The organism is Sphingobacterium humi (assembly GCF_009768885.1).
GTDB lineage: Bacteria > Bacteroidota > Bacteroidia > Sphingobacteriales > Sphingobacteriaceae > Sphingobacterium > Sphingobacterium humi.
The window spans coordinates 43,598-54,945 of record NZ_WSQA01000015.1 but is presented as its reverse complement, the minus strand read 5'-3'; the positions used below and the strand labels follow the sequence as shown (position 1 = coordinate 54,945).

Annotated in this window: 10 protein-coding genes; 7 read left to right on the top strand and 3 right to left on the bottom strand. The window is 39.0% G+C overall.

Annotated elements, in window-relative coordinates; genetic code table 11:
* Positions 1-78 precede the first annotated feature (78 nt).
* Positions 79-549 (top strand): DinB family protein, encoded by a 471-nt coding sequence (locus tag GQF63_RS16950; protein WP_160370435.1) that lies wholly within the window; start codon positions 79-81, stop codon positions 547-549.
* Positions 550-612: 63 nt separating this feature from the next.
* Here GQF63_RS16950 and GQF63_RS16945 read toward each other — a convergent pair whose 3' ends face one another.
* Complete coding sequence (locus GQF63_RS16945) at positions 613-1,047, bottom strand: nuclear transport factor 2 family protein (RefSeq protein WP_160370434.1); 435 nt, start codon at positions 1,045-1,047, stop codon at positions 613-615.
* Between the two features lie 254 nt (positions 1,048-1,301).
* Positions 1,302-1,670: a winged helix-turn-helix transcriptional regulator gene (locus GQF63_RS16940; RefSeq protein ID WP_160370433.1), complete on the bottom strand. Its 369-nt coding sequence runs from the start codon at positions 1,668-1,670 to the stop codon at positions 1,302-1,304.
* 448 nt (positions 1,671-2,118) lie between these two features.
* Here GQF63_RS16940 and GQF63_RS16935 point away from each other — a divergent pair, with 448 nt between their 5' ends.
* From GQF63_RS16935 to GQF63_RS16910, 6 genes are all read left to right on the top strand, one after another.
* Positions 2,119-2,514 carry a hypothetical protein gene (locus GQF63_RS16935; RefSeq protein WP_160370432.1) on the top strand — a complete coding sequence of 132 codons (396 nt, stop codon included), beginning with the start codon at positions 2,119-2,121 and terminating at the stop codon, positions 2,512-2,514.
* Positions 2,515-2,725: 211 nt separating this feature from the next.
* Complete coding sequence (locus tag GQF63_RS16930; RefSeq protein WP_160370431.1) at positions 2,726-2,971, top strand: hypothetical protein; 246 nt, start codon at positions 2,726-2,728, stop codon at positions 2,969-2,971.
* Positions 2,972-3,384: 413 nt separating this feature from the next.
* On the top strand, positions 3,385-3,975 hold the full coding sequence (locus GQF63_RS16925) for an RNA polymerase sigma factor (protein ID WP_160370430.1): 591 nt from the start codon (positions 3,385-3,387) through the stop codon (positions 3,973-3,975).
* Positions 3,976-4,040: 65 nt separating this feature from the next.
* On the top strand, positions 4,041-5,180 hold the full coding sequence (locus GQF63_RS16920) for a FecR family protein (RefSeq protein ID WP_160370429.1): 1,140 nt from the start codon (positions 4,041-4,043) through the stop codon (positions 5,178-5,180).
* A 247-nt stretch (positions 5,181-5,427) separates the two neighbouring features.
* The gene (locus GQF63_RS16915) at positions 5,428-8,901 is read left to right on the top strand and encodes a SusC/RagA family TonB-linked outer membrane protein (RefSeq protein ID WP_160370428.1); all 3,474 of its coding nucleotides are present in this window, start codon (positions 5,428-5,430) and stop codon (positions 8,899-8,901) included.
* Between the two features lie 12 nt (positions 8,902-8,913).
* Positions 8,914-10,446 carry a RagB/SusD family nutrient uptake outer membrane protein gene (locus GQF63_RS16910; RefSeq protein ID WP_212592628.1) on the top strand — a complete coding sequence of 511 codons (1,533 nt, stop codon included), beginning with the start codon at positions 8,914-8,916 and terminating at the stop codon, positions 10,444-10,446.
* A gap of 237 nt (positions 10,447-10,683) precedes the next feature.
* On the opposite strand, the gene GQF63_RS16905 is transcribed toward GQF63_RS16910, so the two are convergent.
* Positions 10,684-11,244, bottom strand: coding sequence for a hypothetical protein (locus tag GQF63_RS16905; protein ID WP_160370427.1), 561 nt, complete (start codon positions 11,242-11,244; stop codon positions 10,684-10,686).
* Positions 11,245-11,348 lie beyond the last annotated feature (104 nt).

Genomic DNA, 11,348 nt, shown 5'->3' with positions numbered 1-11,348 from the left:
CTCTATTTTAATCGATGTTGACATAGGGTTGTCATTCCTGCCGCTAACTTTGAGGTATCATCTAAAAGAAAAGACACTATGAACACAACACTTTTAATTAGCAGAGACGAATTTTTAGCCCATTGGCAAGGTCATCGTACCTTAACCCGCCATACCTTGGAACGTTTTCCCGAGCAAGACTTATTCACCTACAGTATAGGTGGCATGCGGCCATTTGCCGATTTAATTAAGGAAATACTTTCCATCGCTGTTCCCGGATTGGAAGGAATAGTGCATCATAAAACAGAGGGCTATTCGCATGATTTGAATTTAAATAGCAAAGCTGAGCTCTTAGCGGAATGGGATAAGCAAACCGAGCAAGTGAACGAGCTGTTTAAGCAAATTCCGGATGAACGGTTTCATGAGGACTTTAACTTGTTTGGCGAGTATAACTTCCCGATCTATCAGAATCTCCTTTATTTCGTTGACAATGAAATTCACCATAGAGCCCAGGGTTATGTATACCTGCGGTCTTTAGGTATCGAACCGCCCTTCTTTTGGGACAGATAGCCCTAAAACAAAAGGCCAGGTGCGAACCTGGCCTCTTTGTTATTAGGGATTTGTTAGGGTTATTTATTTGTTATATACGGAGTTCACTTCATCAATTTTCCAGCCATCTTGTTGCATGGATACGGATACGTAGTCGATGCGTTTGAAGGCGCCAAAGTCTAGGGTTACTTTAGCAAGGCTGTAGTCTTTTCCTTTTTCTACCCACTCGAAGGAGGTTTCGCAATTGTATTTCACGCCTTTGTTTTGTTTCAAAAACTGAATGTATGCGTTTTTTTGAATGGCTTTCTGTTTGCTAACGCCATTAAACTTTTGATTGAAGTTGTTGCTGAACAGTTCGTTTACATAAGCTGTTTCGCCATATACGGTGCTGTTGATGTAGGCATCTACTACATTGTCTACAATGGCGTTGTTTAATCCTTTGTCGGTGCTTGCAAATACGTTTACAGATGATACGAATAATACACAAGCTAGCGCGATGGTTTTAGTTAAGTTTTTCATGTCTTTATTTTTTATGGTTAAATGTTTAATGTTTATGTTATTTCTTATTTGATACTTCAAAGGTAGGGGCATAGCCTATGCAGACCGAGGGAGAATAGGTCGGTTCATGAGAATTTTCGGTGAAAACAGGGGATAAATCGGTGAAAAAGGTTGGGATTTTTTACCGAATGCCAATAAATCGGTAAAAAAAGAACCGTTTAATAGAATAAACGGTTACTGTTAGCTTGTTATGTAAGGCGTTAGCATTGCATCGCCTATAACACGACCTTTCCGGTAAGCTGTGCCCGATGGTTTTTGCCCCAGGTCACTAATTGCTGAATCAGGATTTCGGCATTCTTGCCATAAGGGGTAATGCTATAACGTACGGTAATTGGACGCGTGTCTTGCTGGGCTCGATGTACTAATTTGTTGGTTTCTAAATCGCGTAATTCTTTGGTGAGCATTTTCGCAGAGATTCCGGTAATTTCTCGTTCCATTTTTTTGAAAGTATTGATTTCATGTTCGCGGGTAATTAAATAATGCAAAATCAATAGCTTCCATTTTCCCCCTAATACATCTAATGTATCACGCATGGCCAATAAGTTAATACCGCAGTCTGTCGAATAATTTTCTAGGGTCTTCATGTAAGTGTGCTTGTGTTCTTTATGATTAATAATATTTATTAATTTCAAATCTAACATTTTCACGCAGACCGCCATTTTTAGGTTAATATTTTTTTAATATTGTCGCTTAATATTAAATTGTAGTTACAGAAATGCTTATTAGGATAATCATTAGCTAAAAAATTTTCCATTACTAGGAGATTTCAGCGCTTTTTCTTCATTTAAAAAATTATATTTTGAAATAATGGTTAATATGATGTGAATATTGATATTATTAGGGAAAAAACTTAAAAAATAGTTCTTAGATAGTTGTTTAAACATTTCTTTTGCCTATTTATTAATTGGAAAAGGGATTTTATAGTTGAAATTCGAAAAACAGCTTCGTTTGTCGTATATAATTTACAAATATAGAGGTTGATTTTATCTGCATTGTAATAAAGAGTATTTTTATTTCAATAAAATTTACTCTATGAAAAAGTTTGGAATATTCATGCTGATCAGCATGCTGTTTATCGCGTGTAGTGATGACAAAGAACTTAGTCCGCCAGCCATCAAAGATTCTGTAGCCAAAGATTTGAATAACACCGTATGGACACCTACTCAGGGAAGTAATTTCTTTAAAAGCTTGAAATTCATTGATGGCGTAATCGAAGGCGAGTTTGAAAATGGTGGCACGATGCGCTATGGCTACCACATTAGTAATGTGAATGCAGTGACCGAATTGCCAGAAGTATTGGAAATCAATGTGAAGTCTTCTTACAAGTATTTTTATATCCTGATGAAGAAGGATTACAGCAGTTTTGAATTGACGATGCAACCCGGCGATAATGTCGAGGAAAAAGTAGATGCAAACTTTAAAAAATAAGCTTTAGCATATATTTTACACCGTTCCTTAAATTTTAAAGCAGGCGATTATCGTCTGCTTTTTCTTTTCTTGGTGTTCTGTATACACTATCTGTTATATCGTCAACACGCTGAAAATCAATAATATATTTTTATTTTTAAAATCTTTGCTTACATTTATATATCAGTTCGTTAAAAAATTACGTTAATAATTATTGAAAAGAATAATAACTATGTTAAATAATCAACTGCTAGATAATGAACGTGTATTAGCGGGTTTAAGGAGCCTAAACCAACGCTATAGCTACTACCTTGAAGACGAAGGGAAATGGCTGGATGGAGGATTTGAAATCCTAGTAGCGCCAGATAATCAGGCGGAAGATCCGCAATTTGCACCGCTGCATGTAAAGAAGGAAATCTTTATGATGCTACCTGTAGAAATCAGAGAAGAAATCCAAAAACTTATTGAAGTTGAATAATATCTTGTATTAACGCACATATATCGATTCAATAGCGAAAGATATCCCAAGCTATCGCTTAATAAATTGTTTAATTTTCAGATTGGCACCCCGCAATAGCGGGGTGCTTTGTTTTTAAGCTAAACCTAATTTCACTCTTCCCTTTTTCAATTGCTATGCTATCCCTATTCAATGCCTTTCCAAATCCTATTTCAAAGGGGTTTAAAAGGGGAGTGAAAGGGGAGAGAAAGGGAGGTGAAAAGGGATTAAAAAGAAATTGATCCTTACTTGGTCAGCAACTCTCCTAATGTTTTTATGGAATATGCTAAGCTTGGAAATGAAGTAATAGTGTAAAAAGTATAGCGATGGTTATGTTTGTTTTCGTTTTACGTTTTATTATTATTGCGTAAAGGTTTCTTTATAAACTTAGGCTCATGGTACAGCATTTAACAACAGAAGAAGTAAGAATTCTCCAATTGCTTCGCCATGGCGATCATCATGCCTTTGCACAAATTTATAACCAGTATTGGAAAACGCTGCTCCAGATGGCCTGGAATCACACGAAAGATCAAAGCCTTGCTGAAGACATCCTTCATGAAGTATTTTTAAAACTTTGGGATAATCGGCGCAATTATGAAATAACCCATATCGCTTCTTTTTTGGCCACCGCAGTCAAATTTGCGGTATTCAACCATTACCGCAAAGAGAAAAACAGGACGGAGCTGCTTCATTCGAGCTATCGTATCGATAAGTTTCTGGACGGCGATGCGGAGATAAATCGTGTTTTTCTTAGCCAGTACATTGCAGGTATTGTCGAAAAAATGCCCGATAAATGTAGACTTGTATTTCAATACAGTAGACATGAAGGGTTAAAATCTGCAGAAATAGCAGCGCGAATGGGGATTTCTGTCAAAGGGGTGGAAGCCAATTTAACCCGAGCCATCAAGATCCTTAAACTAAATATGAAACAAGATGGCCTTTACATCCTTTTCGCTGTAGAGCTAGTGGATCAATTGCTAGCCTAATTTTTTTTGAAGGCCATATAGGGTTTTGCTCCACCTGCAACTTATCTATATATACACAACTCATTATGCATCTTCAACGGGTAAATTATTTAATAGAGAAATTAGTAGCGGGTTCCATCTCTTCTTCCGAGCAGGATGAACTTTTTATTTGGTATAAAGAGGTGGCTGAACAAGAAATTGTGAGTAGTGAAACGGAAGAGGAAATCCAGATTCGCATATTTTTTCGTCTAATAGAATCTACGGGGTATAACCAGCAGTTAGATTTAAAAAGTAGGAATATAAAACGTATTTGGTATGGGGTTGTTGCTGCAGTTGCCAGTATGCTGCTTATTGGCTTCGTTATGTTATACAATCTTAAAGCGCCATCCGAAGTTAATCTTCAATATGTTGAACATGATGGCAAACCAGATTATATGCCGGGAGGAAACCGAGCGTTGCTGCGTATGGAAGATGGTGAAGTAATCGCCCTAAGTACTTCGAAAACAGGTATTCAAATGGATAAGGGATTGCGGTATACAGATGGTGATGGGTTAGGAGCCAGCATTGCCCTTCAGCCCGATCAAGTGCAGCAACTCCAATTGATTATCCCTAGAGGAGGCATTTATCAAGTCATTCTTTCCGATGGCTCCAAGGTATGGTTAAATGCTAATTCCACGTTGACTTATCCAAGCCAGTTTGTTGGTGCGGAACGAACAGTTTCCTTGGAGGGGGAGGCTTATTTTGAAATCAGTAAAAATGGGAAACCTTTTATTGTAAAAACAGCGCAGCAAGATATTAATGTATTAGGCACCAAATTTAATGTTTCTAGCTATTCAAACCGGAATGAAGAGCGTATAACGCTTGTTGAGGGGAGTATACAAGTAAAATCGGCATTTGGAGCATATCTATTACATCCCAATCAAGAATTGATTACAGACGCCCATAAATCCATTCAACAGGACACGGATGCTGAAGATGCCATTGCTTGGAAAAGTGGCATCTTTTTATTCGATAACATGAAGCTAGCCGATGTACTCTTGCGACTGGCAGATTGGTATAATGTAGACTTTGAATTTAAGGAGGAGCGTTTGAAAAGCGAGTTGATTTTTGCCTTAGTGAAACGCTCGGATCAAATATCTGTAGTGCTTCAAAAAATTGCCGATACGGATGTGGCCGCTTTTGATATCCAGAAGACAAAGATTATCGTAAGAAAGAAAAGAAATTAAACCCAATAAACCCTTTAACCAATTATAAAATTATGAAAAAAGAAAAATGCCCTGATTAAGGAGGGAAAGAAAAAAGGGCTCCAATTTGCACTCGAAGCCCTATCTCTGTTCGTTAACAAAGTTTTTATTACTCAAGTTCATGACTTTCGCCGCCATGAATGAATAATTATGTAAACAAATGTACAAATTTTACTTATCCAATAGCAAGCTATGGGGAAAAGAAACCTTATTATTTAGGGTCTTACTCATGATGAAATTAATTACACTAGGATTATTACTGGGCATGATGCACTTACATGCCAATTCTTTAGGCCAGACCCTACATCTCCAGGGAAAACAAATTAAATACAGGGCCTTGTTTAAAGAAATTAGAAAGCAAACGGGCTATGATTTTCTCATGCATGCCACCCATTTCAATTTAAACAAGAAAGTTGATGTTAACTTTTCGAATGTAGCACTACACGATGTGCTTGTTTGGCTAAAAGAAAAGGAAAATATAAATGTTCAATTGAAAGGACATAGTATTATCGTTTTTCCAAAAGATAAGCTGTTGGCAACCGGTTTTTCTCAAGAATTTAAAACGATTACGGGAACCGTAATGAACAGTAAGGGACAGGCCTTGGCCGGTGTCACTATAATTCGTAAAGGAACAAGCAATAGCACCGCCACAAATGAGCAGGGGCAGTTTACCCTATCGGGAATACGGAAAGGGGATTTGATAGAACTTCGGCTATTAGGCTACGCGGGCCAGGAATTTAAAGTGAATGATCAAAACAGTTATACTATATTAATGCTGGAGCAAGATACGCATTTGGACGAAGTGGTTGTGAGTACAGGTCTTCAAACGTTGAATCCAGAACGCGTTTCGGGTTCGTTTGGTTATGTTGGCCAGGAGCAATTGAGTAAGCCCAGTACGAATATTGCACAGCGTTTAATAGGTACCACAGTAGGTATGCAGGCAACCTTGGATGAATCGGGAAACCCCATTTTTGAAATCCGCGGACAGAGCAGCTTGAATGGAATTGCAGCACCCTTAGTTGTAGTGGATGGATTTGCTATTCAAGGGGATTTTAATACGATTAATCCAAATGATGTAGAGAATATTACGATTTTGAAAGATGCAGCAGCGGCTTCTATTTGGGGTGCCCGGGCCGCGAATGGTGTGATCGTGGTCACGACGAAAAAGGGCGCTAAAGGAACGCCTATTCGCGTAGACCTACAGGTGTTTCGGAAGATCGGTTCCAAGATAGATTTGGATTACACTCGCCCTTTAGCCTCAAGCGCGATGACGATAGATTATGAAAAAATAGCGTTCAACAAGTGGGGTGCCTTGGAAAACTCGGGTGATTTTAGAAATAATTACAATAGGCAATGGTCGCCAGCTACGGTGCTGTTAAGCGAGCATTATTTAGGATATATTAACGATGCGCAATTGCAATCGGGCTTGGATGCCTTAAAAGCTCAGGAAAATAAATCGCAAATTGCTGATGAGCTATTGGCAAATCCCATCAGTGATCAAATTAATTTGAGTGTTTCTGGCTCTACAGGGAAAATAAACAACTACTTTTCCATGCTTGCCGAGCGAAATCAGACTGATTTTAAAGAATCTAAAAGTGATAAATACCTTATGAATTACCGGGCAACAGCCGGCGTATTCAACTGGTTAGATCTGCATCTTTCCTCCACCTTACATCTTAATAATTCGCAATTTAATGGAGTAACCTTAGATCAAATCCAGTCTTGGGCGCCCTATGAAATGCTGCGAAATCCTGACGGCTCCCTTAGCAATTTATCACAATATTATTGGCCCATTATGGAACGTTTTGTGCCCATGGATAAATTTCCCTATGCAGATTGGACTTTTAACCCTATCCAAGAAATTAATAGCCGGGATTTATCGACTAAGGATGTTAACCTTCGGGTTATTGGTGGCATAACCTTAAAACCGATAAAGGGCTTAACCTATGACGCTAAAATTCAATATGAATTGTTTAATTCCGAAAGGCGGAATTGGTATGGCGAGCAGTCGCATTTTGTTCGGGATATGATTAATAGGGCGGCTAGTTGGGATAGAACGAGCAATGTCATCCGATTAAACCTTCCTAAGGGGGATGTATTAGATCAAAACCGCAGTAAGGATCATACCTGGAATTTTAGAAACCAATTATCATTTAATCGAGATCTTACCCCTGATCATAGCGTTAATGCCATCGTAGGCTCGGAAGTGCAAAGTTATGTTTCTGAATATTTTGGAAACCCTAGGACGTATGGTTATAACGATGAAACGTTGCGGGTTGGAACTTTTCCTAACGGACCGGGAGGCACATTCTTTACTATTCGGGATTGGATTGGGCAGAGTCAAAACTTCCCTTATACGAATGCTTTTGGCTATACCAGTCGTCGTTATTTTTCATTGTATGCAAATGCTGCTTATACGTTTAAAAATAAATATACCCTAACAGGTAGTATTCGGACGGATGCTTCTAACTTAATTACAGATGATCCTTCTTACCGCTATTCGCCATTTTGGTCTGTCGGCGGGGCCTGGCAACTGGGGAGGGAGCAATTTATGCAACCTTATGTGTGGGTGAATAAACTGAATCTTCGGCTTACCTACGGTTATAATGGGAATGTGGACTTGAGCACAGGCTTTCGACCGTTAATTGCCATGAGTGCCAGCCCGAATATTTATACCAACGATTACATCGCCAATATATCTAGTTTTGGAAACCCTAACCTACGATGGGAGAAAACAGGTAGTTGGAACCTCGGAATAGATTACGCGCTATTTAACCATAAACTTTATGGAAAAATTGATTTATACCATAAATATGGCAGTGATTTATTGGCGGATATTTCTATCCCATCCAGCAATGGGACAACCAGGCAAAAGCTGAACAGTGCCGAAATGTTGAACAAAGGTATCGAGCTAGAAATAGGAACAGATCTGCCTATTCACGGTGAGCATATCCGCTGGCGGGGTGCCCTGAATTTTTCCTACAATCATAACCGTATCGAAAAATTATTTGTTGCCAATTTTGATGCTGGAAGTTTGAGTTATGGAGGATCGGAGGCCTATGTTGAAGGACATAATGCGAATAGTTTGTGGATGTTTGAATATGCGGGTATGCAAGATGGGCAACCGATGATTTATGGTCAAAATGGTACTAAGTTAGATTTCACCAATTTTCCAATGGGCGATGCACGTGAATTTATGTCGAACAAAGGAACGCTCATTGCGCCCTATACCTTAGGCTTTAACAGTTCCTTTAAAATATACGATTTCGACCTTTCTTTTATTTTGACAGGGAAATTAGGACATGTTTTCAAAAAGTATAGTTTTAATTATCCGCCACTCTGGACCGGACGATTATTACCAAACAATAAACTGGGTGAAGTTATGAATGCTGATCCGAGTTTAATGGTGCCCCTGCCACAAAACGACGATGAATTTATGTACTTCTTCTGGGAGCAATTCTTTCCTTATATGTCCTATTTATCGACCAATGCAAGTCATATCCGCTTGCAAGAGCTGAGCTTAGCGTATAGATTACCTACAGATAAATGGAAATCCTTACGTAATACACGTGCCTCGGTGTTTTTGCAAGGGAATGATTTATTTACCAAGGTATTTAATAATATCGGTGAGGATCCGGAATATCAAATGGGTACTGTTAACCCTAGACCAAAGTTTACCATCGGTTTTAACATGTCTTTTTAATCTTAAAACAATATGAAAACAATATATAATGCATTAATAAGCTGTAAATGGATGTTGTTAATGACAGGCATGTTTACAGTATGCTTGACTTCTTGTAATGACTTTCTCGATGAAAAACCATCGAAAACCGCTTCATTGGTGGTGACTACTACCGATCAATTGCAAGCTTTGTTGAATAACTATACTAATTTTTTCCGGGAAAGCAACGGTACGTATATCAGTAGTACGGATGATTATGGATTGCTGCATCCAATATATGATGCGCGCCCCATGGCCTATGCGATGTATGCCGTTCAATTAGCGACTTGGGATACGCAATATCTGCCCAATAATGTCTTGGCAAACCCATGGCCTGAAGAGTATAAAAAGATTTTTACAGCCAATATGGTCCTTGGTAATATAGATCGGGTGACCGGGTCGGAGCAGGATAAAAAACAATTGATTGCGGATGCACATTTTATTCGCGCCTACAGTTATTTTCAATTAGTGAATACGTATTGCTTGCCTTATACCGAGCAGAATAAACAGGAATTAGGCTTACCCATTAAGAAATCGGTATCTTTTGAGGAGCCGGCTCAACGGCAAACCGTGGCCGACGTGTATGCGTTGATTGAAAGTGATTTGGCCGAAGCCTTAAAGATTGAAATCCCTTTACAGCAATCCGGCCGATTACGTCATTGGCGAGCCAATACTGCCGGTGTTCATGGGTTCGCAGCGCGTTATTATTTGAGTAGAAATGACTATAATCAAGCCTTATCTTATGCTGACAAAGCCTTAGCCGAACATAGCAGCCTCGTAGATTATAACACCGAAATGCGTTATGGTCGAACAGGAAATGTTCCTGTAAATGGGGTGCCAGTTACGATTAATTATCCTTATACACACGATAATCAATCGGATATGACCGATATGTTAAATTGGAAGGAGTTCCTGTATTTTCGATCCTTGAGCCATTCGAGTTGGTGGTATGTGCCAAGTCCGGAGCTGCTGGATTTATATGATAAAGAAAATGATCTGCGCTATGAATATCATATCGTTGAGAATTATTCCTATGATCGGGGTGCCATAAATCCGGCATATAGTTATCCGGGCTATATCTTTTTCTTTAAAGATCGCTTGCCTTCTGGTCCAACTGTTGCCGAGATGCTGTTAATTAAGGCTGAGTGCCATGCGCGCTTGGATCAAGTTGGCACGGCTATGAATGCTGTTAATCAGTTACGCGCTAAACGGTTGAAGCCTGGAGCTGCCGTCAATTTATTGGCCAGCACGAAAGATGAAGCTATTCGAAAAATCCTGGAAGAACGTCGCAGGGAGATGCCGTTTACCCACCGCTGGCAAGATATTCGTCGGTTAAATAACAACGATTACGCGTTGGATGATGTTGAATTGACTCGTCAGTTTTATTCTTACTCTTCCTCTAGCGTGGAAAGGGATGGGGGCCTCAAGACCTATACGCTACCCAAAAATTCGAGACGTTATGCGGCTCCGATTCCTCAAACTGAAATCATTTCGAGTCAAGGAGTTATTGTTCAAAATACGTATTAAGAAGATTCGTATGCTATTAGGGTAGTCCTAATTTACTCTTTAGGTTATTATGTATAAAAAGATATACCCCAATTGTGGATTGGGGTATATTTTTTCCTGCTATCAATTAATTCAGGTAGATGTATATTTTAATTTTCTAGCAGTTTTTTATGGTTGTAAGTACTGTGTTCAAACTTTGTTTTAATGCTAACAAGCCGTATTGATTTTTGTTTTAAAGGTTTAGTGAAAAAATGCTTGTTAGCCCTGCCGCAACAGGATTTCCTTTTTAGGGATTTTGAACAGTAAAATAGCGGCCCAAACCTGCAAAGCAGATTGAACCAGATTACTGATGAAGAAGTAAGGCGACTCAACAATCATGCTCAAGAAGTTAAGATAGGGGATGATGCCCAAGATCAATAATACGAGCAATACATATTTCACATTGGAGGAGCCTTTGCTCGCGAATACCGCAATCGCAAAGAGGATCAGTAAACTGATGATGGCTGATGCCCATTCGGTTTCCGTAGTAAAGCTAGATTGTAGTATGAACAGGTTTATTAGGCCAATTCCACCGGATGTGTATAATAAATTTGCGGCCTTCCTATGGTATGGATGGACGACAATTTTTTCCTTTTCTTCCTTTGCAGCAATCATGCCCTCAATAGTTTTTCTTTCTTCAGCGGAGAACTGCCTCCCTCGGGCTTGTAAAATCTCATAGGCATAGCGATTCGCATCAGGCTCATAACGATTGTCTGGAACCAGGTATTTCTCCAAATCCTGATCAGACTTTTGTGCTAAAATCTTTCGGTTGGTATTCATGGTTAGGAAATTTTTGGTCAATGGATAAATTACACTACAATTTAATCAATATTTTTCCATTTTGAAATAGCTAAGCGACTCCTAAGTAGTTACTTTAAAAGCTT

Coding starts and splice junctions, on each gene's coding strand:
- GQF63_RS16950 (WP_160370435.1), top strand. CDS start 79: ATGAACACAACACTTTTAATTAGCAGAGACGAATTTTTAGCCCATTGG.
- GQF63_RS16945 (WP_160370434.1), bottom strand. CDS start 1,047: ATGAAAAACTTAACTAAAACCATCGCGCTAGCTTGTGTATTATTCGTA.
- GQF63_RS16940 (WP_160370433.1), bottom strand. CDS start 1,670: ATGAAGACCCTAGAAAATTATTCGACAGACTGCGGTATTAACTTATTG.
- GQF63_RS16935 (WP_160370432.1), top strand. CDS start 2,119: ATGAAAAAGTTTGGAATATTCATGCTGATCAGCATGCTGTTTATCGCG.
- GQF63_RS16930 (WP_160370431.1), top strand. CDS start 2,726: ATGTTAAATAATCAACTGCTAGATAATGAACGTGTATTAGCGGGTTTA.
- GQF63_RS16925 (WP_160370430.1), top strand. CDS start 3,385: ATGGTACAGCATTTAACAACAGAAGAAGTAAGAATTCTCCAATTGCTT.
- GQF63_RS16920 (WP_160370429.1), top strand. CDS start 4,041: ATGCATCTTCAACGGGTAAATTATTTAATAGAGAAATTAGTAGCGGGT.
- GQF63_RS16915 (WP_160370428.1), top strand. CDS start 5,428: ATGATGAAATTAATTACACTAGGATTATTACTGGGCATGATGCACTTA.
- GQF63_RS16910 (WP_212592628.1), top strand. CDS start 8,914: ATGAAAACAATATATAATGCATTAATAAGCTGTAAATGGATGTTGTTA.
- GQF63_RS16905 (WP_160370427.1), bottom strand. CDS start 11,244: ATGAATACCAACCGAAAGATTTTAGCACAAAAGTCTGATCAGGATTTG.